This is a genomic window from Rhodovibrio salinarum DSM 9154, from assembly GCF_000515255.1.
Lineage (GTDB): Bacteria > Pseudomonadota > Alphaproteobacteria > Kiloniellales > Rhodovibrionaceae > Rhodovibrio > Rhodovibrio salinarum.
Genome location: NZ_KI911559.1, coordinates 3,693,910 through 3,718,768, shown reverse-complemented (window position 1 = coordinate 3,718,768; position 24,859 = coordinate 3,693,910). Strand labels below are relative to the sequence as shown.

Genomic DNA, 24,859 nt, shown 5'->3' with positions numbered 1-24,859 from the left:
CTTACTGTGTTTTCAGGTATTCGATGATGGCCATTCGCGCGTCGTGATTCAGGCCTTCCGCGGGGAAGACATGACCGCCGTTGCCGTTGCCGGGTAGTCGGGTGTCGTAGCGAAAGCGACCGGGGGCGTTCGCGCTGACAAAGCCGAGCCGCTTCAGATCGAGTTCCCGGCCGCCGGTCCAAAACACATCGCGGCGCTCCTCGGGCGGCGACAGCAGCTCATACACTGTCGGAACTGAGCCGTTGTGCAGGTAGGGCCCGGTTGCCCAGACGCCGGCCAGCGGGCTCGCCTTCAGGGCGGTGATCGAACGCGGCGTGTAGGGCTGAAGCGCGCCCTGCTCGTTCCGGGTGAAGCGGAAGCCGTTGTAGGCGATCTGTTGTTCCTGGCTGAGGCCGGCCTGGGCCATGCCGGTCTTGATCACCGCGCCCACCGTGGTCAGGAAGAACTCCGCCGCCGGGACCACGGGTCTGCCGTTCATCAACTGCGCCGTCGCCGCGTTCGTCGCGACCAACCGCTGGGACAGCGATTCGACGTAGGCGGGGTCGGTGCCGACCTTGCGGTAGTCGACCTTGCCGATCTCGATGAAGCTCTTGCCGAAGGCGTTTGCGGCTGGATCGGTGGTCTCGTAGGGCGCCATGTTGTGGCAGCCGGCGCAGGTATCGGCGAACAGCTGCTTGCCCGCCGCGGCCAGCTGCTGGTCGACTGGGCCCATCAGCTCGGCGTCCCACTGCGGCGGCTGCAGCTCGGCGATCCAGCCTTCCATGGTGTGCAGCCGTTCGAAGCGGATTGTCGACTGGAACGGTTGGCCGCTGGCGCCGGTCAGGTCGGCGGCGCCGAATACGCCCAGCACCTGCCCGCCGTTGCGCCCGATCGGGCTGGCCGCGACCGGGTTCCACTGCACGAACTCCAGCTGCGGGGTCAGCCACAGCGGCGGATAGCTGGTTGGGGCTGCGACCGGGCGGATGTTGGCCGGCACCTTCTGGTCGCGCACTGCGAGCGAATTCACGATCTGGGTCAGGGCGTCGACGCGGCCGTAACCGGAGTCCAGCGCCGGTCGGCGGAGCGCCGCATCACCGGCAAGCGCCACCTGGAACTGGGCGAACGCCTGCTTCAGCTGTGCACCCTGCTCGGCCGCCTGGTCGCCCAGGACTCGCTGTGCGAAGTGGGCGAACCGCGCGTCGTCCAGCAGGGTCGCGGTGACCGCCTGCGCCAGTTCGGCGTAGAAGCTGTCGAAGTCGAAGTGCGCGGGCGCGCCGTCAATCCGCAGCGGCTGGCCTTCGACCGTGACCGTCGCGGTGTGACACGCGGCGCAGGTTAACCCAACCTGCTGCAGCCCGGTCGATTGCTTGGCCAGCTCGGGCGTTAGACCCAAACCAGGGCGTGTGTCCGCGTCTTCCAGCGCGAAGCCGACCGGGAGAGCGTCGGGGTTCCAGATATCATGCGCCGCCGAGGGCAGCAGGCCGTAGCGGCTCAGGCTCTCCGGCGCGGCGAAGCGCCCGTTCCCGTCCGCGCGCTCCAGCGCGATGAACCAGGGGCGGGGGATGAACCGCGAGCCTTGGGGATAGTGGTAGAATCTGGTCCGAACCTCTTGGGTCCAGCCTTGATCGAAATGGACAAGATCGTCGCGCGCGTCGGCTTCGCACGCGGCCAGCGCTGCCGCCATGCCCAAGACGGTCGCGGCCCGGAACAGCCGGCCGGTCACCTGCGTCCCGGTCACCCGCGTCATCGCACCGCCTCCCCAATTTTTCGCCCCACACCTCAGCGTAGATTAGGGTCGCCCGCTTGCAATCGCGCTGTGATCTATCGGTGGCAACGGGTCGGGGTGCGCATCGGAGCCGCGTCCAATTCAGGGTATCCGGCCCCGAGAGAGCGGCATTGGGGCGCTTACTTCAGGCTGTCGTCGACCGGGACCTGGTAGCCGACCGCGAGGCGGTTGGTCTCGTTCGCCAGACCGACCACAGCGAGCATCTCGGTGTACTGGGCCTCCGTCAGACCTTTGCGCTGCGCGGCTGCGGCATGTGAGCGCACGCAATACTCGCAGCCGTTGGAGATGGAGACCGCAAGGTAGATCAGCTCCTTGGTCAGAGGGTCGAGCGTCCCCTCCGAGCCGCTGCCGAGCAGGCGTTTCATCCGCGTCCAGGTCGCTTCCAGCGTCTCGGGATCATGCGCCAGGGCCCGCCAGAAGTTGTTCACGTGGTTGGTCTTCCGGGTCGCCATGATGTCGTCGTAGACCGCGCGGACCCGTGGGGCGGCGTGTTCATAGTCGATCAAGGTGACCATGCTCGTCATGGGTGTCCCTCCCGTCTTCAAACTTGGTGCGTCTTGAGACGCGTTTGTTTTGTCGCCGCCGCCTTCGACATGTGCGTGGATAGCTTAGGCCTTGGGAGCCTCCCAGGAAAAGGCCCCGGACGGGCTGAGCCGTCCGGGGCCTGACATCGATGCCTTGGTTACGTGCCGACGCCTCGGCATCAAATCATGTACTGGCCGCCGTTTGCCGAGAGGGTCGCGCCGGTGATGAAGCCGGCCTTGTCGTCCGCGAGGAAGGTCACGCAACGGGCGATCTCCTCCGGTTCGCCCAGCCGGTTGATTGGGATCTGCGCGATGATCTTCTCGCGCACCTCCTCCGGCACCTGCTGGACCATTTCGGTGTCGATATAGCCCGGAGCGACGACATTGGCGGTGATGCCCTTGCGCGCGCCCTCCTGCGCCAGCGACTTGGTGAAGCCGATGATGCCGGCCTTGGCTGCGGCGTAGTTCGCCTGGCCCATCTGGCCCTTCTGGCCGTTGACCGAGGCGATGTTGATGATCCGGCCGAAGCCGCGCTCGCGCATGCCGTTGATAAGGTAGCTGGTGCAGTAGAAGACGCTGTTCAGGTTGGTGCTGATCACCTCGTCCCACTGCTCGGGCTTCATTTTGTGCAGGGTGCTGTCGCGGGTGATTCCGGCGTTATTCACCAGAATGTCGATCGGGCCGAGGGTGCTCTCGACCTGTTCGATGCCCGCCTTGACCGAGGCGGCGTCCGCGACGTTGAACTTGAAGGTCTTGATCCCGGTCTCCTGTTCGAACTTCTTGGCGGCCTCGTCGTTGCCGCCATAGTTCGCACCGACCGTGTAGCCGGCATCCTTCAGCGCCACCGAAATGGCGTGCCCGATACCGCGCGTTCCGCCGGTGACCAGTGCCACGCGTGCCATGTCTACCTCCTCCCCATCTTCGCTTGTCGATGGGCGCGCGTTGAATCCCGTGCGCCCCTTGCTTGGATTTGTTGTCTCCTCGACCCAACGAACGTGCCGGCGGCCGGGCATCCCCGGGATGCTTTCCAGGCACGCCCGGCCGCCGGTCTCGTCTTCGTCGCGCGCGTTAGCCGCGCTCGACGCACATGGCGATCCCCATGCCGCCGCCGATGCACAACGTCGCCAGCGCTTTCTTGGCGTCGCGGCGCTGCATCTCGTGCAGCAGGGTGATCAGGATGCGGGTGCCACTGGCGCCGATCGGGTGGCCCAGAGCGATCGCGCCGCCGTTGACGTTGACCTTCTCCGGGTCCCAGCCGAGGTCCTTGTTGACCGACAAAGCCTGGGCGGCGAACGCCTCGTTGGCTTCGATCAGGTCCAGGTCGTCGACCTTCCAGCCGGCCTTCTCGAGCGCCTTGCGGCTGGCCGGGATCGGGCCGGTGCCCATGATCGACGGGTCGACGCCGCAGGTCGCCCAGGAAACGATCCGGGCCAGCGGCTGCACGCCGCGGGTCTGGGCTTCCTTGGCGCTCATCAGCACGACCGCGGCGGCGCCGTCGTTGATGCCGGAGGCGTTGCCGGCGGTGACCGAGCCTTCCTTGTCGAAGGCGGGCTTTAGTTTGGCGAGCCCGTCGGCGGTCACGCCCTCCTTCGGGTGTTCGTCCTTGTTGACGACGACGTCGCCCTTCCGGGTCTTGATCGTCACCGGCACGATCTCGTCCTGGAAGCGGTCGGCCTTCATCGCCGCCTCGGCCTTCTGCTGCGAGTTGGCGGCGAAGGCGTCCTGCTCCTCGCGGGTGATCTGCCACTGCTTGGCGATGTTTTCGGCCGTGTTGCCCATGTGGTAGCCGTGGAAGGCATCCATCAGGCCGTCCTTCAGCATGGTGTCGACCAGCTTCAGGTCGCCCATCTTCTGCCCGTTGCGCAGGTGCTGGGCGTGCGGGGCCTGGGACATGCTTTCCTGGCCGCCGGCGACCACGATGTTGGCGTCGCCAAGTGCGATCGCCTGGAAGCCGAGCGCCACCGAGCGCAGGCCGGAGCCGCACAGCTGGTTGATGCCGTAGGCCGTGCGCTCGACCGGGATCTCCGCGTCGACCGCCGCCTGGCGGGCCGGGTTCTGGCCCTGCGCGGCCGTGAGAATCTGACCCAGCACGACCTCGTCGACATCCTTGGGATCGACCTTGGCGCGCTTCATCGCCTCCTTGATGGCGTGGGTGCCGAGATAGCTCGCCGGCACGCTGGACAGGCCGCCGTTGAACGCGCCCACGGGCGTGCGGGCGCCGCCGGCGATCACGATGTCCATGTTGCTGCCGGTCCCGGCAACGCTGGCATCTGCCATGGTGTGTGTCCCTCCTTGGCGTGTGTCTCTACATGTTCGACGCCCGCGCGCTGGCGGGTGCTCACACGGGTCGCTTCGTCGCGCGTCCCCGGCGCCTTGCGGCGCCGTGTGGACGCATCACCCCGGCACGCAGCCCAGCAGCCGAAGGAGCAACGGTCGGGCGATGTCATCTTCGGCGATGTGGGAGCAAGTTGTGTCCAGGGCCCTCCCGGGGCCAAGCTTAACGAGGCGGTTCGGGCCTATCCATGAATTTCCAATGCGCGCGGGCTATGATTTAGACCGCCCCGTAAAAGAAGAAGATTACGCGCCCATTCGGCCGAGCCAATCGGCGAGGGGGCGCCAGGCTTCCGTCTTTGCCTTGCTGGAGACGACCATGCCGATGTGCCCCAACGCGGGGCGCTGCACTTCGGCGTTCGGCAGGGCCGCGCCGAGCGCGGCCGCGGAGGCGGGCGGGACGATCCGGTCCTGCGCAGGCAGCAGGCACAGCGTGGGCTGCGTCACCCGCGCGGGATCGACCGGCCGGCCGGCGATTCGCCAGCGACCACGGGCGGTGTCATTCCGACCGTACCAGCCATAAAGGCATTCGCGCGCGACCGCGGCTGGCAGCGGCACGCCGTCGTTCAGCCAGTCTTCCAGGGCGACAAACGTCTCCGCCCGACGGCTGTCCGGGTCCAGCCGGGCGAAGGTCAGGAACTTGCGCACCCCGGTTAACGGGTCCAGCCCCTGGAACAGCGTCTGAAGGGCGTCGACGGGCAGGTAGCCCAGCGTCTGCATCGCCGGTTCCAGGGCCTGCGCCCCGGTGGCGGCGACCCGCGCCTGCGTGGCCTGTCCGGCCGCGCTGCCTGCGTGGTCTTCGGGATCGGCATGGAAGTCCCACGGCGTGGCCAGCAGGGCGAGGGCGGAGACATCGCGGCGGCGCCGTTCGGCGAGCGCCAGGGCCAGCAGACCGCCCATGCAGTAGCCGACCGCCGGCATTGCCTGTCCGGCGGCGGTGCAGGCAGCGTCCAGCGCCCGTTCCAGCCGGCCGGCGATATAGTCGGTGAGCGAAAAGCCGCGCTCCTGAGGCCCCGGCCGGTCCCAGTCGACCAGCATCGGTCGGAAGCCGAGCGCCGCCAGGTGGCGCAGCAGCGACAACTCGGGCTTCAGGTCGAGGATGTAGGCGCGGTTGATCAGCGACGGCACGACCAGCAGCGGCGGACCGTTCGGATCGGTGGCCTCCGGGCATTGGCCGTAGTCCAGCAGGCGTGTCGTGCCTTCCTGCCACAGGGCGGGCGGATCGTTCAGCGCGCGGGTGTAGGGATGCGCCCGATAGGCCTGAATGCCGCGCAGCAGGTCGAGGTGGCGGCGCGTCGTCTCGCGCTGCAGGGCAGCGGCGAAACGCTCAAGATCCGCGCTTGCGATTTCGCGGCGCAGACTTTCCCGTCTTTCCGCCCGACTGCTGCCCGCTGCCGGTGTCGTCGTCGGGTCCGCGTTTGCCGGGTCCTTCCAGGGCAGCCAGCCGTTCCTCCAGGCGGGCAAGGCGGCTTGCGAACTCGTCCAGGTCCAGATCGCCGCTGCCAGATGGGCCGGCAGCGGCCGTGGACCCAGCCGCTGGCCGCGCCGCGCCGTTGTCGACGTGCCCGTGCGCGTCCCGCTGCGATCGTGCGCCCCCGTGCCCGTCGTCGCGTCCGCAGTCCGGTCGCCCGTCTCCGGCTCTTGATGCGGCGCGTTCTGGCCGTTCGTCTCTGGGCCGTGCGTCGCGCTGTTCGCCGTGCCCCCGGTTGCCCTGTCGGTCATCGGCGCTCCCTTGCGCGCCTGGGCTGCCGGTGTGCCCGGCCCCCGTCGTATCGCTGTGGCCCGTATCGCTGTAGCCGTTTGCCGGCGGCGCCGAGGTCGGCGACCCCCACCCTGGCGGTGGACCATAGCCGGGGGGCGCCCCCCAACCCATCGGCGGCATCCACCCCTGGCCGGGCCAGTGGCCGGCGGCGCCCGGCGGTGTCCAGCCGGCCTGCGGCCCACCGCCGTAGGGTGGCCAGCCAGGCGGCACACCGCCCTGGCCAGGCCAGCCCGAGGGCATCTGCTGCGCCCCCTGGGTGAGAGCGGCCATCATAGCCATCGGCCAGCCCCAGGCGGCACTGGCCTGCTGGCCGGTTGCCTGCGCGCCGGCCAGGGCGTTTGCCTGAACCGCCTGCTGCCAAGCCTGCGCGTTTGCCCACGGATTGCCGTTCCCCGTGCCGGCGTGGGCCGAGGTCTCCCCGTCTGGTGGCGCGAAGCCCATGAGGCGGAGCATCTGCTCCGTCGCCTCGGCCATGTCTGGATCGTTGGCAAGCGCCGTCATCTGGTCTTGCCACAGGTCCAGGTAGCGGCGCGCCAGTTCGTCAAGATCGCCCTGCTCCGCCATGGCGCGGAGTATAACGAGGCGCCCAAACGGTGGCCAGCGCCGGTGCCGGGGGTGGAACGGGCGGAATTGCCGGCTGTCCAACGCTTTAAGGCAGCCGACGTTGACTCTATGTTATATGCGGGACTATCGAGGATGATGGACGTTTCACAAACCCGCGCCGGGGCGCGCCAGTCCGCAGTCCGAAGGCGCAATCAACGGAAGTGACCACATGGCGCGAGACGACAAGACGACCGCCAGAAGTAAGGACGGCGACCAGAAGAAGCCGGTGGTCATCAAGAAGTACGCCAATCGCCGGCTCTACAACACCGCGACCAGCAGTTATGTGACGCTCGACCACCTCTGCCAGATGGTAAAGGACGACATCGACTTCGCGGTGTACGACGCCAAGACCGGCGAGGATATCACACGTTCCGTTCTGACCCAGATCATCGTCGAGGAGGAGAGCAAGGGCACCAACTTGCTGCCGATCAACTTCCTGCGCCAACTGATCGGCTTCTACGGTGACAACATGCAGTCGGTGGTGCCTTCCTACCTTGAGCACATGATGCAGGCGTTCGCCGCAAACCAGGACCGGATGCGCTCGCAGATGCGCGAGACGATGAGCGGCATGTTCCCGTTCGGTGGCGACCTGCAGAAGATGAGCGAGCAGAACGCCGCGCTGTTCGAAAGCGCGATGAAGATGTTCGCGCCTTTCGGTGCCACCCAGACGACCGGCGGGGAGCAGGCATCGGACGCGGCGGATGTCCCCGCCACGTCCACGAGCGAGCAGGGCGCGCAGGCGTCGGAAGAGACACTGCACCAGCTTAAGCACCAGGTCGACCTGCTCCAGCAACAGCTCGACGTGCTGACCCGTCAGCAGCAGGGCGCCGACACGCAAGCCAACAACGGGTCGGTGAGCAAGGATACGGGCGCGGCGACGCCAAAATCGGATGCGGCCAAATCGGATAGCCCCCGCCAGGCGGGGTCGGGTTCTTCCTGAGGCCTGGATATCTGACAGCGATGCTGCCGGTTTGAACGCCGGCCGGTCGACCGACCGGCCGGCGTCGTTGTCATTTGGCCGTGGCGAAGTAGGCGGCCACCGCCCGGATTTCCTGGTTGCTCAGGTTGTGGGAGATATCCGACATCGGCTTCATCAGTTGCCCCTCACGCGTGCGCCCACGCCCACGTGTTTTCCAGGCTAGGAGCTGGTCGGCGATATAGTTGGCGTACTGCCCCTCGAGATTGGGGAAGACAATGTCGAAGCGCCTGCCTTTGGCGCGGACGTGGCAGCTGATGCAGGCCTCGACGTCTTGGTCCGGCAGTCCCTTTTCGGCGATCTTTTTCCCGCGCATAACCAGTTCCGAGGCGGGGGAGGTATCGTCTGGCAGGTCATCCGAGGGTTGGTTGGCATACCATGTGGCCAACCGGTCCATCTGCTTGTCGCTCAGGCCGCTTGCGATCGGCCCCATGGTGCCGCTGTGGCGATGATCGTCGGCATACGCCTGTAGACTGCGGCTGAGGTACTCCTTTTCCTGGATCGACAGGATCGGGTAGGCGCCCTTGCCTTTGCCATGGCCGTCATAGCCGTGGCAGCGGGCACAGGTCTGGAGGCCGTCAGGTGCGCCGGCCGGCGGGCGTTCCGGGTCGGTGTTGGCAAGCTGGCGGTATGCGTCCGGCTTCATGTCCTGGATCTGCTCCAGAAAGGTGACCATCGACCAGACTTCGTCGTCACGCTCGGGCGCTGGCCAGCCGGGCATGCCGGTGTACTTGATCCCGTGCTTGACGATCCAGAACAGCTCCTTGGACGTGTGCCTATCCACGACCTCGCTCAGCTTCGGTGGTCGTGGACGCATGTTGCGTAGCAGGCCGGTTTGCGGCGCGGCCGGGGTGCCGTGGCAAGCGCCGCATTCCATGTCGAACTGCACGGCGCCGCGTTGCACCTGCGCCGGCTGGTCGAGCGGCGGGCGCGCTGGAACGTCGTTCGAATGACGGTCGATCGAGTTGACCTTGGCAACGGTGATCAACCAATTGACCGCAGGGACGTGCGGGTCGATCGCGGCAATATTATAGACGCCGGACCAGACAAACAGGATCGCACCGAATATGCCGGCGACCGCGAACACGACGCCGGCGCCCACCCAATGCAATGCACGGGTCGGCAGGACAGTTTTGAGCCAGGACATTTGGTCGGGACACCTCTCAGTTGCAGTCTTCTTGCGCCGTCGCTGCCAAGCGGGCCCGTTACCGAATGGAAGACGGCTTCAATCGAATGAACCGCAGCGCGGGCAGGTTTGTTCCACGCGTCGTTTCGAGTGGGCGCGCAAGAAAGCTCCGAGAGGCCGCGGTCGTCGCCTGGGAGAACACAGGAAGACCGAAAAAACAGACATGACAAGACCGGCGAGCCGTACCGGACCTCTGCCGTTTCGGTCGTCCAGGCGATAGGCTTGATGCGCTTACCGGGCGGCGTTCTTGGACGGTGTATCCAGCTTAACGAATTCGACCACTTCGGCTTTCTGTTCGGGGGTCTGCTCGGGCCAGGGGGCCTCCAACGAAGGCTTGCCGAAGTGGTAGCCCTGCAGCAACTCGGCACCTTCGTCGGCCAGGATTTGGCACTCGACCTCGGTTTCCACACATTCCGCCACCGTCGTCAGATTGAGCGAGTGTGCCAGCGCGATCAGGTTGCGGACGAACAGCCGATTGTGCGGATCCTCGGCGAGATTGCGCACGAACGAGCCGTCGATTTTGACAATATCCACCGTCAGGGACTTCAGGTGATGGAAGGTGGTGTAACCGGAGCCGAAGTCATCGAGCGCCACCCGGCAGCCGAGATCCTGCGCCGCGGTGATGAAGTGGGCTGTCTCCTCGATGTCCTTGAGCGCGGCGGTCTCGGTGATCTCGATGATCAGCCGCTGGGCGAGATCGGGGCGATCCTTCAGCTTCGCCACCAGCGCCCGCTGCCAGGAGCGCTCGGTCGCGGTCAGGCCTGAGATGTTGATCGCCAGCGTGGCTGTCGGGTATTTGCCGAGTTCGTCGACCGCGAGGTCGAGAACCCGCCGGTCAAGGGCGCGCATCAGACCCAGTTGTTCGACCACGGTCACGAACTTGCCTGCCGGAACGACTTCACCGTCGGGGCGATGCAGGCGCAGCAGGCACTCGTGGAACGCCGGCTTGTGGTCGATCGCGCCCACGATCGGCTGGTAGGCGAAGGCCAGGCGACCGTCCTTCATCGCCTGTTGAACCTCGTCACCGATGCCCATGGACGCGCGGTAGGTCTCGCGCTGGGCTTCGGTGACCTCGTAGAGGCCGCAGCGGTTGCGCCCCTGTACCTTGGCCTGGCGCAACGCCCCCTCTGCCTTGGCGATCGCGTCGACGGCCGCAGTTGCTTGGTCGGGGAACATGCACACCCCAGCCGACCCCGTGACCCGGATCGGTCCGGCGGGTGTCTGCACGGCCTTTCGGCGGATCTCATGGACCACCCGTTCGGCTGCGCGTACGGCAAGCTTCTGGTTGACCCGGCCAAGCACTACGCCGAACCGGTCGCCGGAGATCCGGCCGATGATATCGCCGGCCCTTAGGCAATCGTCCAGCCGCGAACCAATTTCGCACAGGACGCGGTCACCGGCCTGATACCCGTAGGCGCTGTTGATCATCGCCAGCTGGTCAATGCCAAACACGACGAACGCGCCGCCGTCGCCCGTACGCAGGGCTTCGGCGATCGTCTTATCCAGGTCGTCGCGCAGGCGCACCTTGTTGTAGTGGCCCGTCAACTCGTCGAAGTTGGCCAGATATTCCAGGTGTGCTTCACGCTCCTTGCGGTCGGTGATCAGACGCAGCGTGCCTGCCAGCTTGAGCACCATGCCGCTGTGTTTGGCATCGACCGCGCCGCGGTCGTGCACCCAATGATAGCCGCCTTGTCCAACACGCAGCCGGTATTCGACGTCATAGGGGAGACCGCGCTTGAGGTGGTCGCTCAATGCCTTTTGCCGCTTTGGGGCGTCTTCCGGGTGGACACAGCTGGACAGTTCGTCGCCAGTCTGTGGGGCCCCGCTGCGGGGCGGCGCGAACAAACGTGCGGTGTCGCCCAGCCACGACACGCTGTCGTCGGCGAGGTTCCACTCGTAAACCACATCCCCTGCAGCCTCGATCGCGGCGCGGAGCCGTGCGAGTTCAGTGGAGTGGTCGTTCTGCCCGTACGGCGTACGCACATTGCCCTCCTAGCGGTGCGCGCCCTCTACTTGAAGGCGGCTGCAAACATTCCCGGACGGCGATTTTCTACGCGCGACTCTTAACAACCCGTGAAGTGGATTTGTGCTACTTTCGCTAAGAAAGCTAGGTATTAAGGTTAATATACCTCATTTGGCGCCTCCTTCGGTATAGGACGTAAAGAGAATTATGGGTGATTGAATCAAGCTCGAATTGATTCCTGAATAAATGCCGGAGAGATATTCTACAATGTCGTGTGGGGCGGGTGATGATCGCATCGGGTGCGGGGTGGGCGTCTGGCGGCGGCTCCAAGCCGGATGCAGGTTCTGCGATCGGCCGTTCCAGCCGTGGTGGTCTGGTTGTTCGTACGCAGGCCGGGCATACGGTTCAGCCAGGCGAAAGAGTAGGGGGGCGGGACCGGTCTGAGGACACTGGGCCCCAGGCCCAGCCTGCGCGTCGGCCCGACCGGGTATTAGAAGACCGGAGATCGGAGCTGGGCCAAGCGGCGAGAGACGTGGGCCATGACGACAGGCGTGGAACTTTCCTCGCCGCGGTTCCGGTATCGAGTGCGCCTCGGCTCTCCGCTGGCCTTGCGCCAAGTGTTGCCTTCGCGGTGCACGTGCTGGCTGGGTTCATGGGGGAGGAAGGGGAGGCGCGGTCAGCGGGGGGCGTACGGTGGATAGGCGAGTCCGGTGAAGACCGGCGGATGTCGGTTACTTTTGAAGACTTGCGTATGATGCGCGAATCTTATCGGCGCCACGGCGCGTTGCCGTCGATACCTCATCGTTCTGGTCGGATTTTCCGCGCGCTGGTGTAACGTGCTCCGAAACAAATGCCCGCGTTAGGGGTATGCGGTGTGGTGAGAACCACTTTTTATTGAACGCGGGCTGTTTACTTCCGAAAATATGTCCTGCGGACCCGTCGGCCGCCGATGTTGCGACAAGGGATAGCCGTGAAACGCAAAAGCCTTAACACGCAGGACATCGAGCGGCACGTCGGTCAGCGCATCCGCGAGCGCCGAACCATGCTGGGCCTGACCCAGCAACAGCTGGCAGAGTTGATCGATGTCACCTATCAGCAGGCGCACAAGTACGAGCGCGGGATCAACCGTGTTTCGGCCGGCCGCTTGTATGAACTGGCGATGGTGCTTGGCGTCGACGTTGGATACTTCTTCGCCGATGTGGAGTTGGCCTCGGAGGAGGAGAGCCTATCCGGCCGGCAGCGGATGTGCCTCGACCTGGCGCGCAACTTCTCCAAGATCGGCGACGAACGCCAGCAGGAGGCGATCGCCCAACTGGCCCGTGTTCTGGCCCGGGAGAGCGACGAGGATGCCTGACCCGGCGCCTGTCCCGAGCCTCCCCATCATGTCGGCTGTCTTGTGGATAAGCTTCTGGAAAACTGCACCCGCCTGTGGATAAGGCGGATAACTTCGCCTTGACGTCCGGCTAGGGCGGAGTCCCCAGGGCTGAGCCCTGGGGACAACGAAACCGCCCGGGAGAGCTAGGCCGCGCGGCCTTGACGGCGGCGCGGGCGCTCGCCATTGCGGGCCGGCTTGGGGCCGCGCGGGGCCTGGTTGGCCGCCGCGCCCTTGCCCGGTGCGCCGCCCCGGCCGGGCTTGCGACCGGCGTGCGCCCGCCGCTCGCTGGCGATCGGGCCGTCGCCGATAATGGTCAGGCTTTGCTTGGTCATCTTCTCGATCCGGCGCAGATCGTTCTGCTCGCTGGGATCGCAGAACGATAGGGCGACGCCCTCCGCCCCGGCGCGCGCGGTGCGGCCGATCCGGTGGACGTAGCTTTCCGGCACGTTCGGCAGCTCGAAGTTGACCACGTGGCTGACGCCATCGACGTCGATGCCGCGCGCGGCGATGTCGGTGGCGACCAGCACGCGCACCCGGCCATCACGGAACTGCTTGAGGGCATGCTGGCGCGCGCCCTGGGTCTTGTTGCCGTGGATCGCGTCCGACGGCACGCCGTCGCCGGTGAGTTGCTTGGCCAGCCGGTCGGCGCCGTGCTTGGTCCGGGTGAACACGATCACCCGCTCCATCTCGGGGTCCTGCAGCAGGCTGGACAGCAGGTCGCGCTTGGCCGGCTGGCGGACGTGGTAGACCCGCTGGTCGATCCGCTCGACCGCCGGAGCGTCCGGAGTGATCTCGACGCGCGCTGGATTCGACAGCAGCTCGCGGGCCAGCTTGTCGATCTCGCCCGGCATGGTCGCGGAGAACAGCATCGACTGCCGCTCGCTCTTGACCATCCCGGCGATCTTCCGGACGTCGTGGATGAAGCCCATGTCGAGCATCCGGTCCGCCTCGTCGAGCACCAGCGTCTGCACCGCGTCCAAACGCACGCTGCGCTCGTTCACGAGGTCGAGCAGCCGGCCCGGGGTCGCGATCAGGATATCGACGCCCTTGCTCATCTGGCGCTGCTGCTTGCCCTTGGGGACGCCGCCCAGCACGACTGCGCTGCGCTGGCCAAGACCACGGCCGTAGGTGCGGCAGGCCTCGTGGATCTGGATCGCCAGCTCGCGCGTCGGCGCCAGCACCAGGGCGCGTGCGCCCTTGTTCGGGGCCGGCGTCTTGTCGGCGGCCAGCCGGTGCAGGATCGGCAGGGTGAAGGCAGCCGTCTTGCCGGTGCCGGTCTGCGCCACGCCCAACAGGTCGCGGCCGTCGAGCAGGGCGGGAATCGCCTGCGCCTGCACGGGTGTTGGGTTTTCGTAGCCCTGCTCGCCGAGGGTGCGCAGGATCTGGTCGTTCAGGCCGAGCGCGGCGAAGGTCGTCTGGTTGGCAGGAATCTCGTTACTCAAAGGATCACGTTCTTTCTTTAGATCGCCGGCGTGCACGAAGGCGGACAGGGCAGGCACACACATGCCCACGACGACGGCGGAAACCGGGCCGGGGACGCGCGTACACAAAGGCCCAAAGGCCGGCGCGTTGCCCTGGTTCCACACGCGAGTTGGAAACGAGGCGGGATTTTGTTGGGAACTGCTCGGGATGACCGGGCGGCGCGACGCTGCGCCTTGTGCTCAAGCCGGGTTCGCGTGATCGCGAGAAGAACTGCGCTGGATATGCGCGCTGCGGCGCACAAAGTCAAGCCGTGTTTGCAGGTGGCGGGAGCATGCGAAAGCGGCGTGAGGGGCTGGCGATGCTAATTTGGAGTTGGCGCCGGTCGCGCCTGGTATGGGGATGTGGGCGTGAAATCTCAGGTGGGGCGCCGGGCCCGCTTGCGCGCAGCTTCAGCCCAGCGGTTTTCTCGCCGTTCTCGCACCCCTTTCAGCTGGGGAAGGAGTTCGTGTTCCAGGAAACGGGGATCCCATCCATGATGGCTTCGAACTGCGTCTAGTGGAGCCAAGGGATCCCCAAGGCCCTGCTCATAGATACCGCGGGCGTTGCTGTTGTGCGCCGCCCAGCCCAAAAGTGCCTTTGCGACATCGACAGCTTCGCGGGCGGCGTCGGTGCGCTGACCTTCTGACTCGGTATTTTCGACCGCCACATCCAGACGCTCTTGTAAATATTCCCGCAAAACGATGATTGACGCCTGAAGTTGCCGAACGGCGCGGTCGTCGTCCCTGAGCAGCATGATGATGTTGCCCGCGCGACTCATCAGAATCGGGAGTGGGTGCAGGAGCCGGACCCGCACGTCTGCGTCATCGTCTACAGCCCAAGCAAGGTCGACCGTGGCCAGATCGCCGGAGATGATGCGCTGAGGAACCCCGGCCAGAACGCCAAGAAAGTCGATTTCACGACGATGACCGTTCAAGTTAACGATCGCTACAGCTGTATGGGGAGTCTGGTCCTCCGGATGTGGAAGATGGACGTCACCCTGCAACGCGTTTGCAAGCGCTTCTGCAGCTTCCCTATTTCCGTAGTAGTCTATGTCTTTCGACGTATAAGGCGCGAACTGGGCGAGTTCGCCTGGAGCCTTATCATAAAAGTACGTGGCCCAGACGTTGAGCGCTTGGCCGCCTACAATCGCTGCATTGTGATCGTCGAGGAGGGGGTCGAACGCTTTAAGGAGCTCGGGGAAATCGTATGGCCCAAGCGGCTCATCGCTGTCGTTCAAGAACGTTGCGCGCTAACAGCCTGTTTGAGAGATCCGCGACCGATGCGCCTGGGCTTACGCAACGGCTTCCGATCTGGAGACACAAGACCGACCTCGCCGTTCAGCTTCATGCCGTCGGCGCCATTGGCCATTAGACGGTCCAAGCGTGCACGATCAGCCTGTTTAGCGGCCGCGCGCTTGGCGCCCAGGTTGTGCACGATCTGCTGAGCCATCTCGATCTCTCTGCAGTCACGACGTCACCAGCGAACATCACTGATGATTGCCACCTTTATAGGGTAATCGTTCACGGTCTAATAACAAGTCCCAACATGATGTTGATGCGCATGCTGTTACCATGAATGCCTCGTGGGCGCCCGCGTCTTACCGCATCGCCGCCTTGCGCGCCTTGCAGGTCAGCAGCGGCGCCGGTGGTCGGCCGGACAGGGAGTCATAACGGAAGCGTTCGACGCCGTCGGGGCAGCCCTGATCGCGCAGCCATTTCACGGTGAAGTTCGGCTTGTCGAACAAATCGCGGATCAGTTCGCGGTTGCCCTCGTTCAGGAAATAGGCCCAGTGCAGGCCGCGGCCGCCGGCTTTCTCGCCGGACAGGCGGTAGCCGTTCAGGGTGTCGAACCAGCGCCGGGATTCCTCCCGGCTGGCGTGGTCCTGGTGGTCGAGCTGCAGGTCGAGCCAGTTCGCCCGGCGCTTCATGCCGTCCAGCCCGATGACGCGGGAACGCATACTGTTGTTCGGGCGCTGGCTGCCGCCCAGCTGACGGGCGCCCCAGTCGAGCACCGGGTCCTCGCGGATCACCAGATTGTAGATATCGGTGCCCACCCGGGAGGCCGTCGCCAGCGCGTCGACGCTGTATTCCGCCCCGCCCATCATCACCGCCCGGCGCACGGCGTTCTTATAGGCGTCCGCGTCCGCCAGGCGGTCGAGCGCCTTAATCGCCGTGCGGGTGCCCAGGCTGTGCGCCAGCAGGTCGACCTCCAGACCGGCGTCCAACAGCGCGCGGATGATCGCCGCCAGCGCCTGGGCGGCCAGCGGGGCCAGATCCTGCACGGCGTATTCGTAAGGGTTGGACCAGCAGGCGTTGGCGTAGTCGAAGAAGCCGGGATCGGAGGTCCAGGCGAAGGCGACCGCGCGGTCCGCGCCGACCAGCGGCAGCCAGCTTTGCGCCTGGTCGCCGGCGGGCAGGTTTGCGGGATCGGCGTAGATCGTGCGGTAAGGGTCGCCGTCGAACTCGGCCCGGTCGGGGTCGTACTGGCCCCAGTTGTAGCCGTGCACCAGCACGACCACGCGCTGCGGGTTGCCGTCCGCCAGCCAGGTCTGAACCGCGTCGCCAAGCGGTCGGCCGGGCGCCGGGCAGCCGTCGAAGCGCTTCTGGAAGGCTTCCAACTCCTGTTCGGCGTAGGGCTGCTCCGTGCGCTGATACAGCCGGTCGCGTGCTGCGGCGTAGCCGCCGTGATCCGGCGCCCCGGCGTGCTCCGCCCGCCAGACGAACTTCAGCATCGGCCCATCCTCCCCCAAAGACCCGCCGCGACACCTGCCCTCCTACCGGAAGTTGTAACGCGGCTCGGAGTTAGGGTGACGTGAAAAGGGGAATCGGGTCTAGCTGGTGCCGGGCTTGTAGTCGTCGGTGGTGCGCGGCCGGGGGACCTCGCCGTGCTTGTACGGCGTATCGCCGCTTTCGAACTGCACCACGACCCGGCAGTCGTCGCACATCATGATCCGCTCGACCTGGTCGGGGCGCTGGAACATCCAGTGCTTTTCGGCCAGCTGGTCGGCGATCCGGCGGATCGAGCTTTCCACGCCGAACGGCTTGCCACAGCGCACGCAGTGGAACGGCTCCTGCCGGTTGAGCTCGATCGGGCTGCGGGCGTCCTCGCTCAGGTTCAGCCGGGGCTCCAGCTGGATGACGTTCTCCGGACAGGTGGTGGCGCACAGGCCGCACTGGATGCACGTCTCCTCGTTGAAGCCGAGCCAGGGGCTGTCCGGGTCGTCCAGCATCGCCCCCGTCGGGCAGGCGGAGACGCAGGCCAGGCACATCGTGCAGCCCTGGGTGTCGACGTGCACCCGGCCGAACGGCGCGCCCTGGGGCAGCGGCACGATCTCCTGCGGGGTCGGCGCGTGCTGGTATAGATGGCGCAGGCCCAGCATGGTGCGGCTGCGCTTGCCGCCCATGGCGAGGAACGTGCCCGGCTCCGGCGCCGCCGGCTTGTCCAGGTCCCAGAGGTGCGCTTCGACCGCGTCCGGGTCGGCTTCCTCGATGAGCGTGATCCGCCCGGCTCGATAGCCCATGCCGGCCAGGATGGAGTCCATCGTGGCGATCTGGGTTTCCAGGCCGTCCAGCTCGCCCTCCCGGCGCTTGGCGGGCGGCACCAGGAAGACCACCCGCGCCGCGCCGTAGCCGAACGCCGCCGAGAGGGCGTCCAGACCGATCTGCGTCACCTCGTTGACCTGGAAGGGCAGCACGCGCGCCGGCAGGCCGCGGCCGTAGCGGGCCATCATGGCGATCTGCTCCTCGCCGTGGGCCGCGTCGTGGATCAGCAGCACCGGGTCCGTGCCGCCGGCCTTCAGGTAGCCGCCGATCAGGGTGCGCAGCCGTTCGCCCAGGTCGAACGGGCGGGGCAGGTTGTAGCTCGCCGCTCCGGTGGGGCAGACGCTGGCGCAGGAGCCGCAGCCGGCGCAGACGTACGGGTCGATCTCAACCGTCTCGCCCAGGCTCTGGATCGCGCCGGTGGGGCAGGCGTCCAGACAGTTGGTGCAGCCGGTCTTGCGCGAGCGGCCGTGGGCGCAGATCGACGGGTCGTAGGCGACGTACTTCGGCTTTTCGAAGGTGCCCACGAGGTCGGCCGCTTCGAAGGCGATTCGCTGCACGCGCGCGGGGTCGTCCGGGGCGGCGCGCAGATAGCCGTCGCGCTTATCCGGCGCGCGCACCAGCGGATCTTCGCCGGTGACGTCGATCACCAGATCGCACTCGCTGAACGCGCCGTTGCGGCCCAGCTCGAACTGCAGGCTCTGGCGTGTGGCGGGCAGGGCGGGCGCGTAGTCGTCGACCATCACGCCGAAGCCGCCAAGGTGGCCGCGTAGTTCGCGAATCCGGCCCTTGAACACCGGCACGTCCATCGTGCGCGGCGGCATGATCTCGCCTGGATCGGCGAGCAGCACGGTGACGTCCAGCTTGTCGGACAGTTGCCGACCCAGCGCGATCGCCGTCTCGTCGCGGCCGTAGATCAGACAGGTGCCCGCGCTTTCCATCGCCACCGTCGGCATCGGCTCAAGGTCGAGCGCGGCCTCGGCAACCAATGCGGCCATCTTGGGATGCGCCTGCTTCGCTTCGTCCGACCAGAGCGCCTTTTCCCGCAGGTTGGCGAAAGCGAGGCCGGCCTCCGGGGCCTCCTCGGCCGCGACTTCCCGGAACAGCGGCGCTTCCTGCGCACAGGTGACCAGCACGTCGCGATCCTGGGCGAGCGCGTTCTGGAAGCTGTCCAGCTGCGCGCGGCAGAGGCTAGTGTAGACCTCCGCCTCGCCATCCGCGCCGACGGCGTGCAGGGCCCGGGTCAGCTTCTTGGGATCAAGCGCCTTGTCGCGCGCGCAGTTGCAGACGAGCACGCGCTTGTTCTTGAGATGCATGGTTAGGGGGTTCCGAGCGGTGTCCCAGCGGTGGCGTGCGGCAGTCGGTAGCGCCCCAGCCTTGTTCGATTCGTCGTGCCACTCTAACGAGTTGGGACGCTCGCAGACGACCCTAAAATTATTCTAAAAACGGCCGGGCCCGGGACCGCTGGATCGTGGCCGATGCTTTGCGGTGCGACTGATCGTTCGACATACTGCCATACGTTCGGTGAGGAACAGACTAGGGCAGGACGACGTCTCGGTAGGCCTCGTGGGAATGCACTCTCTCTTTCGACCGGACAGTGGCGAGGCCATGCCTTATCGTACGGTGGCTGCCCACGTCCGCATTGTCATCTTCCGGGGATCCGCCGCATGACCGGGCGCTCGGCGTTGCGGCCGTTCGCGCGCGGGCTATGGGCCAGCACCTCGATTGCGGCCGGCTACCTGCCGATCGCGTTCTCGTTCGGTTTGTCGGCGAGCCAGGCTGGCTTGTCCCCGCTGGCGGCCTTTCTGATCTCGGCGGTGGTGTTCGCCGGGGCCAGTCAGTTTCTGCTGGTGGCGCTGCTCGCGTCCGGGGGCGGGCCGTTGACCGCCGTGCCGGCGATCTGGCTGATCAATGCCCGGCATCTGTTCTACGGGCCCACCGTGCTGGACCGCCTGGGCGGCCGTCCCAGCCGGGTGCCGCTGGCGGTGATGGCATTCGGCCTGACCGACGAGGTGATGGCGACCGCGGTTGCCCGTTCGGGCCAGGTGGTGGAGGACGACCGGGACGTCTGGGTGACGGGCCTGTGGATCGGTGCCTATACCGCCTGGATCGTGGGCACGTTGCTTGGTAGCCAGCTGGGCGGCTTGGTGCCGGCGGACTGGGTGTGGTTGCGCGAAGCGCTTGGATTCGTCTTGCCGGCGCTGTTCCTGAGCCTGCTTCTGGATCTCGGGGTGCAGGCTCACCGTGGGCCGATCGGAGTAGCCGGGATCGCCACGGTGGTTTCGATGACAATGCTGCCGGCCAATGCAGCCTTGGCGATCGGCATGCTGGCCGGGGCCGCGTGCGGCCTGTTCCAGAGGTCGGTATGGACACGAGCGTAGCCCTGACGATCATTCTCTGCGGGATCGGGACCTTTTTGATGCGTCTGGGCCCGATGTGGCTGCGCAGCACCCGGGGCCAGCTCGCCGGCGATCACCCCCGCTTCGAGGGCTTTCTGCGGGCGATTGGGCCGGCCGCGATCATGGGGCTGCTTGTGGTGTCCGTCTGGGGCGCCGTCCAGCAGACCGGCACGACCGGGGCGGCGGGCGCGGCCGTCGCGTTTGCGGGCGTGATCGCGGTTAAACGCGTGGCCGGCGGCTTCGTACTGCCGACGCTGGCCGGCGCGGCCATCTATGGCGCCTGGATCGCGTTTCTGGGGTGAGGGATGGTGCCTTGCCAGGCACCCCCAAACGTCGTGTGGCCCAGGGCGCATGTTGTGGCATCGTGCGGAAACTGGCCCGCGCGGCATTGAGCAACCGGATCACATGAGGCGGACGGGACGTGTACGACTACCTGACCACCCACGAGGTCGCCGACTATCTGCGGATCAAGGAACGGCGGGTCTATGAGTTGGTCCGTCAACGCGCGATCCCCTGTACCCGGGCGACCGGAAAGTGGCTGTTCCCGCGCGCCCTGATCGACCGCTGGATCGCCGAACAGCTGGAGATGGCGCCGGCGAGCGCGCGCGAGACGCCGCCGGTGGTCGCTGGCAGCCACGACCCGTTGCTTGACTGGGCGGTCAAGGAAAGTGGCTGCGGTCTGGCGCTGCTGCCGGGCGGTAGCCTGGACGGGCTGAAGCGGTTGAACGAAGGCGCGGCGCGGCTGGCCGGCCTGCACCTGTTCCATGCCGACCTTGCCGACAGCGACCCGGACGGTGCGTTCAACCTCCCGAACGTCAAGGAGACGGGCGCGCCCGCGGATGCGGTACTGATCGAATGGGCCCAGCGTACCCAGGGATTGGTGCTGCCAGCCGGCAATCCCGACGGCGTGGCAGGCTTGAGTGACCTGGCCGACCGGCGTCTGCCGGTTGCCCGGCGCCAGGCCGAATCCGGCAGCGGCCTGCTGCTTGACTATCTGGCCGGACAGGCGGGGCTGGCACCCGGCGACCTCGCGTTCGTCGCGGAGACGGCGCGCAGCGAGATGGATCTGGGGCTGGCGATCCTGGAGGGCCGAGCGCGCGCCGGCGTGGCGGTGGAGGCGGTGGCGCGCAGCCTGCAACTCGCCTTCGTGCCGCTGATGGTCGAGCGCTTCGATCTGCTGATGGCCCGACGGGATTACTTCGGCCCGGCGGTCCAGACGCTGATGACCTTCGCGCGCACGTCGGCGTTTGCCGAACGGGCGCAACGTCTGGGCGGCTACGACATCTCCGGCCTGGGTACGGTGCGGTACAACGCGCCATGACCCGCGTCTTCGGGCTCATGCTGTTGGCCTGTTTGCTCGCCGCTGGGCTCTCCATGGGCGCGTCGCCCGTCCTGGCCCGCGCGGCCTGCTGGTCGGGCTGGGGCTATTTCGTCGAGCCCGGCAGCCTCGCCTTCCGTTCCGACCGGCTGTTGCTGGTGACGGACGGTGCGGTCGACTGGGCGACGGGCGAACGGATCGCGCTCTATCGCCTGGACCCGGAGACCGGCCGGCGGGTCGCCCAGTCGGCGCCGATCGTGGTGCGTCCGCGCCAGCCCCGTTTTGCCAGTCGCGACGGCAATCGCACGGTCGACGATGTCGCCGGGGTCGTGGGGCGGGACGTGCAGTTGATGCTCGGTATGAGCCGAATCGGTCCGGCGATCGCCCCGCGTAGCACCCAGACCCTGGATTGGGCGTGCGGGCGCGGCCGGTAACGTCGGTTTCGTGAAACCGCAACGTCTTTTCGCGGCGTCACACCGGTTCCAATGGCCGGTGCGGTCGCTCGGGCAGGCGGGGGGCGATGGCGTCGTCCGGTTGGACCAGGCCGCCCGTCCGCACGACGGCCATCACGCCGGCAAGCCGGACGAGTTGGCCCGCGCCGTCGCGGTCGAGCACGGCCTGCATCAGCCCCCTGCGGTAGCTATCCAACTGGCGGCAGGGGTTGCGCAGCCCCGTGATCTCGACTTCCGCGTGCGCGCCCAGGCGCAGCACGGTGCTGGTCGGCAGATTCAGCAGGTCAATGCCGCGGGTGGTGACGTTTTCGCCCAGGGCCGTTGGTGCCACGTCGAAACCGCGGGCGTTCAGCGCGTCCAGCAGTTCGACATGGATCAGGTGCACCTGCCGCAGGTTGGGCTGATCGGGGTCGCGGGCGACCCGGGAGCGGTGCTTGACTGTCGCCCCCGCATGGGCGTCTCCGGCCACGCCGAAACCTGCGACCAGCTCGATCGCGGCCAGGCGCTGCTTGCTGAAGTTGTGCCCTGGGGCGGCCGCCACCGCTGCTACACGCGCATGCGAACTGTCCATGGACCGCAGTATCGCGGTGGGCGGTGCGGCGCGGCAAGCGACCGTTCGATGACGGGCGACGTTAGGGTCACTCGACCGTCAGGTGGGGCAGGGAGATCGTGTTCTGGGAGGCGTCGGCGAACAGGTTATCCAGATGGCGGAGTTGTTCGCTGATGTCCGTGTCGTCGGCCGCGGGGTGAATGTCGAGTGCGTCCCAGAACGCCCGCCACAGCGGCCCCTGGCGCACCATCACCCAGGACCAGGTGGTGCGGTCGACTTCCAGCAGGCCCAGGACGTGCAGCTTTTCCCAATTGAGTTTCTTCAGCGACAGGCCGCCTTCCTTCTCGGCCCGGTCTTTCAGTTCGCGCAGCGTGACGTAGTCCGCCGGCAGGAAGAACAGAAGGCGCGCCTGGTAGATTGAGACGGACCAGTAGCGGCGGCCGTAGACGTCGTGTCGGCTCATGCCAGAATCGGTCCTTTCGGTCGTCCTCGGTCGTGAACGCCAACGCCGGGATCGGGAGTCGCGTTCGGTGGCACAAACGAGAACGCCCCCGGCCGCAGGGCCGCGACCGGGGGGCTCGGGTCGCCCGGCACAAGCGTGCCGGCCGCTATTCCGCGGCCTCGGCCAGCTGGATCTGCGGGTGCCGGAAGACGTTCACGTCGCGGATCGCGGGGAGCTTGCTCAGCTTCTCCACGACGTACGGGGCGACGTCGTCGTCCACCTCGATCAGCGCCAGCGCGTCGCGGCCGCGTTCTGCCCGGCCGAGGTGGAAGGTCGCGATGTTGATGCCCGATTCGGCGAGCGTATTGCCGACGTCGCCGATCAGGCCCGGCTTATCCTCGTTGGAGATGTATAGCATGCGCGGGCCGAGTTCGGCTTCCACGGCGATGCCGTTGATTTCCACCAGGCGTGGTTTGTCGCCGCCGAACAGCGTGCCGGCGATGCTGTGGCTGCCGCTTTCCGACTGTACGCTGACCCGGACCAGCGTCTGGTAGTCGTGGTCGCGCTCGTGCTTGACCTCGGACACCTCGATGTCGCGCTCGCGGGCCACCACGGGCGCGTTGACCAGGTTGACCGACGCCAGCACGGGCCGGAGCAGCGCGGCCAGCGCGCTTTGTGTGATGGGGCGGGTGTTCAGGCCGGCAACGGTGCCCTCGTACTCGATCTTGATGCTGGAGATGCCGCTGCGGGTCAACTGGCCGGCGAACGAGCCGATCTGGTCGGCGAGCGTCATGTAAGGGCCCAGGTGCTCGGATTCCTCGGCCGTCAGGCTCGGCATGTTGAGGGCGTTGGAGACTGCGCCGGTGGTCAGGTAATCGGCCATCTGCTCGGCGACCTGCACGGCGACCTTCTCCTGTGCCTCGGACGTCGAGGCGCCCAGGTGCGGCGTGCAGACCGTGTTCTCCAGCTCGAACAGCGGATTCGCCTTGGCCGGCTCCTCGTCGTAGACGTCGATCGCCGCCGCTGCGACATGACCGTCCTGGATCATGTCGGCGAGGTCCTGCTCGACGATCAGACCGCCGCGCGCGCAGTTGATGATCCGCACGCCCGGTTTCATTTTCTGCATCGCCGCCTTGTCGATCATGCCCGTGGTTTCGTCGGTCTTGGGCACGTGCAGGGTGATGAAGTCCGCCTGTCCATACAGCTCGTCGAGCGTCTCCACACGCTTGATGCCGAGCGTCCGGGCGCGCTCCTGGGTCAGGTAGGGATCGTAGGCGATCACCTTCATGCGCAGGCCACGGGCGCGCTCGGCGACGATCGCACCGATGTTGCCGCAGCCGACCAGGCCGAGGGTCTTGTTGGTCACCTCGACGCCCTGGAACTTCGACTTCTCCCACTTGCCGGCCTTGGTGGAGGCGTCGGCCTGCGGGATTCGCCGCGCCATCGCGAGCATCAGGGAGATCGCGTGCTCGGCCGTGGTCACTGCGTTGCCGCCGGGGGTGTTCATCACCACCACGCCGCGGGCGGTCGCGGCCTCCTGGTCGACATTGTCGACACCGATGCCAGCGCGGCCGACCACCCGGAGGTCGGGGGCGGCGTCCAGGATCTCCTTGGTGACCTTGGTGGCGGAGCGGATCGCCAGGCCGTCGAAGCCCGGCAGCTTCTTCTTCAGCTCTTCCGGGCTGAGACCGGTGGCGATCTCGGCGTCCACGCCACGCTGGCGGAACACCTCCACTGCGCTTTCGGACAGCTTGTCGGCGATCAGTACCTTGGGCATGAGCCCCTCCTTGGTTCTGCGATGGCGGCGCCTACCCCGTGGAGCAACCTTGGGCGCCGATGATTTCGCGCGCTTTTGCGTCTGTAGCCGTAGCTTGGGCACGCGGTGCGGCATCGTCCCGTCGCCGATGCGCTATTGGTTTTTCCGCTTCCCGGCGCCTGCTGGCGCGATATCGATATCGCGTCGCCTCGATGTCGCTTTCCCGTCAATAACGGTCGTTCACGGTCTATGTGGACGTGGGGTCACGGCACGACCCTGCGGATCGCGATGCCAGACGGTCCAGTTTCTGTCTTGTTCGGCGGCCAGTATTCCGCTGCGTGTGGAGAGGGAACCTTCGCCGCCCGATGACGTAGATACCAAACAATCGGTCGCTATTGAACAACTTATGTTGCTCTGCGGCGACTGTCGCCCGAGCGGCGGGTCTAAGGAGTGGAAA

22 protein-coding genes are annotated in these 24,859 nt (G+C 66.6%); 6 read left to right on the top strand and 16 right to left on the bottom strand.

Annotation, left to right across the window (positions count from 1 at the left end; all coding sequences use genetic code 11):
* Position 1: 1 nt before the first annotated feature.
* From RHOSA_RS0117270 to RHOSA_RS25820, 6 genes are all read right to left on the bottom strand, one after another.
* Entirely contained in the window at positions 2–1,726 is a 1,725-nt protein-coding gene (locus RHOSA_RS0117270) for a di-heme-cytochrome C peroxidase (protein ID WP_027289664.1), read from the bottom strand.
* 158 nt (positions 1,727–1,884) lie between these two features.
* Complete coding sequence (locus RHOSA_RS0117265) at positions 1,885–2,289, bottom strand: carboxymuconolactone decarboxylase family protein (protein ID WP_027289663.1); 405 nt, start codon at positions 2,287–2,289, stop codon at positions 1,885–1,887.
* A 179-nt stretch (positions 2,290–2,468) separates the two neighbouring features.
* Positions 2,469–3,191, bottom strand: a complete 723-nt coding sequence (gene phbB, locus RHOSA_RS0117260; RefSeq protein ID WP_027289662.1) for an acetoacetyl-CoA reductase — start codon at positions 3,189–3,191, stop codon at positions 2,469–2,471.
* A gap of 166 nt (positions 3,192–3,357) precedes the next feature.
* The gene (locus tag RHOSA_RS0117255) at positions 3,358–4,566 is read right to left on the bottom strand and encodes an acetyl-CoA C-acetyltransferase (RefSeq protein WP_037256577.1); all 1,209 of its coding nucleotides are present in this window, start codon (positions 4,564–4,566) and stop codon (positions 3,358–3,360) included.
* 300 nt (positions 4,567–4,866) lie between these two features.
* Positions 4,867–5,931: an alpha/beta fold hydrolase gene (locus RHOSA_RS23260; protein ID WP_037258912.1), complete on the bottom strand. Its 1,065-nt coding sequence runs from the start codon at positions 5,929–5,931 to the stop codon at positions 4,867–4,869.
* Between the two features lie 16 nt (positions 5,932–5,947).
* Positions 5,948–6,946, bottom strand: a complete 999-nt coding sequence (locus RHOSA_RS25820; RefSeq protein ID WP_242468918.1) for a hypothetical protein — start codon at positions 6,944–6,946, stop codon at positions 5,948–5,950.
* Positions 6,947–7,154: 208 nt separating this feature from the next.
* Between RHOSA_RS25820 and phaR the strand changes: the two genes are divergently transcribed.
* Positions 7,155–7,925: a polyhydroxyalkanoate synthesis repressor PhaR gene (gene phaR / locus RHOSA_RS25965; RefSeq protein ID WP_081728801.1), complete on the top strand. Its 771-nt coding sequence runs from the start codon at positions 7,155–7,157 to the stop codon at positions 7,923–7,925.
* A 70-nt stretch (positions 7,926–7,995) separates the two neighbouring features.
* Here phaR and RHOSA_RS0117240 read toward each other — a convergent pair whose 3' ends face one another.
* Both RHOSA_RS0117240 and RHOSA_RS23250 read right to left on the bottom strand, forming a co-directional pair.
* Positions 7,996–9,108, bottom strand: coding sequence for a c-type cytochrome (locus tag RHOSA_RS0117240; protein WP_051432265.1), 1,113 nt, complete (start codon positions 9,106–9,108; stop codon positions 7,996–7,998).
* 270 nt (positions 9,109–9,378) lie between these two features.
* Positions 9,379–11,130 carry a putative bifunctional diguanylate cyclase/phosphodiesterase gene (locus tag RHOSA_RS23250; RefSeq protein ID WP_051432264.1) on the bottom strand — a complete coding sequence of 584 codons (1,752 nt, stop codon included), beginning with the start codon at positions 11,128–11,130 and terminating at the stop codon, positions 9,379–9,381.
* Positions 11,131–12,059: 929 nt separating this feature from the next.
* On the opposite strand from RHOSA_RS23250, the gene RHOSA_RS0117230 reads away from it, so the two are divergent.
* Positions 12,060–12,464 carry a helix-turn-helix domain-containing protein gene (locus tag RHOSA_RS0117230; protein WP_081728800.1) on the top strand — a complete coding sequence of 135 codons (405 nt, stop codon included), beginning with the start codon at positions 12,060–12,062 and terminating at the stop codon, positions 12,462–12,464.
* Between the two features lie 164 nt (positions 12,465–12,628).
* Here the strand turns inward: RHOSA_RS0117230 and RHOSA_RS23245 are convergent, their stop codons facing one another.
* The 5 genes from RHOSA_RS23245 to RHOSA_RS23240 all read right to left on the bottom strand — a co-directional run bounded on the left by RHOSA_RS23245 (position 12,629) and on the right by RHOSA_RS23240 (position 18,801).
* Entirely contained in the window at positions 12,629–13,927 is a 1,299-nt protein-coding gene (locus tag RHOSA_RS23245) for a DEAD/DEAH box helicase (protein WP_242468919.1), read from the bottom strand.
* 395 nt (positions 13,928–14,322) lie between these two features.
* Positions 14,323–15,183 (bottom strand): hypothetical protein, encoded by an 861-nt coding sequence (locus RHOSA_RS0117220; protein ID WP_027289658.1) that lies wholly within the window; start codon positions 15,181–15,183, stop codon positions 14,323–14,325.
* A complete protein-coding gene (locus RHOSA_RS25255) occupies positions 15,180–15,395 on the bottom strand; it encodes a hypothetical protein (RefSeq protein ID WP_156092796.1) in 216 nt (71 codons plus the stop codon). The genes RHOSA_RS0117220 and RHOSA_RS25255 overlap by 4 nt, the downstream gene beginning before the upstream one ends.
* Before the next feature lie 148 nt (positions 15,396–15,543).
* On the bottom strand, positions 15,544–16,677 hold the full coding sequence (locus tag RHOSA_RS0117215; protein ID WP_027289657.1) for an alpha/beta hydrolase: 1,134 nt from the start codon (positions 16,675–16,677) through the stop codon (positions 15,544–15,546).
* Between the two features lie 99 nt (positions 16,678–16,776).
* Positions 16,777–18,801 carry a 4Fe-4S binding protein gene (locus RHOSA_RS23240; RefSeq protein WP_051432263.1) on the bottom strand — a complete coding sequence of 675 codons (2,025 nt, stop codon included), beginning with the start codon at positions 18,799–18,801 and terminating at the stop codon, positions 16,777–16,779.
* Positions 18,802–19,152: 351 nt separating this feature from the next.
* Here RHOSA_RS23240 and RHOSA_RS0117205 point away from each other — a divergent pair, with 351 nt between their 5' ends.
* The 4 genes from RHOSA_RS0117205 (at position 19,153) to RHOSA_RS23235 (ending at position 21,636) form a co-directional block, all read left to right on the top strand.
* Complete coding sequence (locus tag RHOSA_RS0117205; protein WP_037256574.1) at positions 19,153–19,866, top strand: AzlC family ABC transporter permease; 714 nt, start codon at positions 19,153–19,155, stop codon at positions 19,864–19,866.
* Positions 19,851–20,186 (top strand): AzlD domain-containing protein, encoded by a 336-nt coding sequence (locus RHOSA_RS0117200; RefSeq protein WP_027289655.1) that lies wholly within the window; start codon positions 19,851–19,853, stop codon positions 20,184–20,186. Before RHOSA_RS0117205 ends, RHOSA_RS0117200 begins: the two co-directional genes overlap by 16 nt.
* Positions 20,187–20,305: 119 nt before the next feature.
* The gene (locus RHOSA_RS0117195) at positions 20,306–21,205 is read left to right on the top strand and encodes a substrate-binding domain-containing protein (RefSeq protein ID WP_037256572.1); all 900 of its coding nucleotides are present in this window, start codon (positions 20,306–20,308) and stop codon (positions 21,203–21,205) included.
* On the top strand, positions 21,202–21,636 hold the full coding sequence (locus RHOSA_RS23235; protein WP_027289653.1) for a hypothetical protein: 435 nt from the start codon (positions 21,202–21,204) through the stop codon (positions 21,634–21,636). Before RHOSA_RS0117195 ends, RHOSA_RS23235 begins: the two co-directional genes overlap by 4 nt.
* Positions 21,637–21,673: 37 nt before the next feature.
* On the opposite strand, the gene RHOSA_RS0117185 is transcribed toward RHOSA_RS23235, so the two are convergent.
* From RHOSA_RS0117185 to serA, 3 genes are all read right to left on the bottom strand, one after another.
* Positions 21,674–22,225, bottom strand: a complete 552-nt coding sequence (locus RHOSA_RS0117185; RefSeq protein ID WP_027289652.1) for an MOSC domain-containing protein — start codon at positions 22,223–22,225, stop codon at positions 21,674–21,676.
* 67 nt (positions 22,226–22,292) lie between these two features.
* Positions 22,293–22,667, bottom strand: coding sequence for a hypothetical protein (locus RHOSA_RS0117180; protein ID WP_027289651.1), 375 nt, complete (start codon positions 22,665–22,667; stop codon positions 22,293–22,295).
* A gap of 145 nt (positions 22,668–22,812) precedes the next feature.
* Entirely contained in the window at positions 22,813–24,423 is a 1,611-nt protein-coding gene (gene serA, locus RHOSA_RS23230; protein WP_051432262.1) for a phosphoglycerate dehydrogenase, read from the bottom strand.
* Between the last annotated feature and the right edge of the window lie 436 nt (positions 24,424–24,859).

Coding starts and splice junctions, on each gene's coding strand:
- RHOSA_RS0117270 (WP_027289664.1), bottom strand. CDS start 1,726: ATGACGCGGGTGACCGGGACGCAGGTGACCGGCCGGCTGTTCCGGGCC.
- RHOSA_RS0117265 (WP_027289663.1), bottom strand. CDS start 2,289: ATGACGAGCATGGTCACCTTGATCGACTATGAACACGCCGCCCCACGG.
- phbB (WP_027289662.1), bottom strand. CDS start 3,191: ATGGCACGCGTGGCACTGGTCACCGGCGGAACGCGCGGTATCGGGCAC.
- RHOSA_RS0117255 (WP_037256577.1), bottom strand. CDS start 4,566: ATGGCAGATGCCAGCGTTGCCGGGACCGGCAGCAACATGGACATCGTG.
- RHOSA_RS25820 (WP_242468918.1), bottom strand. CDS start 6,946: ATGGCGGAGCAGGGCGATCTTGACGAACTGGCGCGCCGCTACCTGGAC.
- phaR (WP_081728801.1), top strand. CDS start 7,155: ATGGCGCGAGACGACAAGACGACCGCCAGAAGTAAGGACGGCGACCAG.
- RHOSA_RS0117240 (WP_051432265.1), bottom strand. CDS start 9,108: ATGTCCTGGCTCAAAACTGTCCTGCCGACCCGTGCATTGCATTGGGTG.
- RHOSA_RS0117230 (WP_081728800.1), top strand. CDS start 12,060: ATGTTGCGACAAGGGATAGCCGTGAAACGCAAAAGCCTTAACACGCAG.
- RHOSA_RS25255 (WP_156092796.1), bottom strand. CDS start 15,395: ATGGCTCAGCAGATCGTGCACAACCTGGGCGCCAAGCGCGCGGCCGCT.
- RHOSA_RS0117215 (WP_027289657.1), bottom strand. CDS start 16,677: ATGCTGAAGTTCGTCTGGCGGGCGGAGCACGCCGGGGCGCCGGATCAC.
- RHOSA_RS23240 (WP_051432263.1), bottom strand. CDS start 18,801: ATGCATCTCAAGAACAAGCGCGTGCTCGTCTGCAACTGCGCGCGCGAC.
- RHOSA_RS0117205 (WP_037256574.1), top strand. CDS start 19,153: ATGACCGGGCGCTCGGCGTTGCGGCCGTTCGCGCGCGGGCTATGGGCC.
- RHOSA_RS0117200 (WP_027289655.1), top strand. CDS start 19,851: ATGGACACGAGCGTAGCCCTGACGATCATTCTCTGCGGGATCGGGACC.
- RHOSA_RS23235 (WP_027289653.1), top strand. CDS start 21,202: ATGACCCGCGTCTTCGGGCTCATGCTGTTGGCCTGTTTGCTCGCCGCT.
- RHOSA_RS0117185 (WP_027289652.1), bottom strand. CDS start 22,225: ATGGACAGTTCGCATGCGCGTGTAGCAGCGGTGGCGGCCGCCCCAGGG.
- RHOSA_RS0117180 (WP_027289651.1), bottom strand. CDS start 22,667: ATGAGCCGACACGACGTCTACGGCCGCCGCTACTGGTCCGTCTCAATC.
- serA (WP_051432262.1), bottom strand. CDS start 24,423: ATGCCCAAGGTACTGATCGCCGACAAGCTGTCCGAAAGCGCAGTGGAG.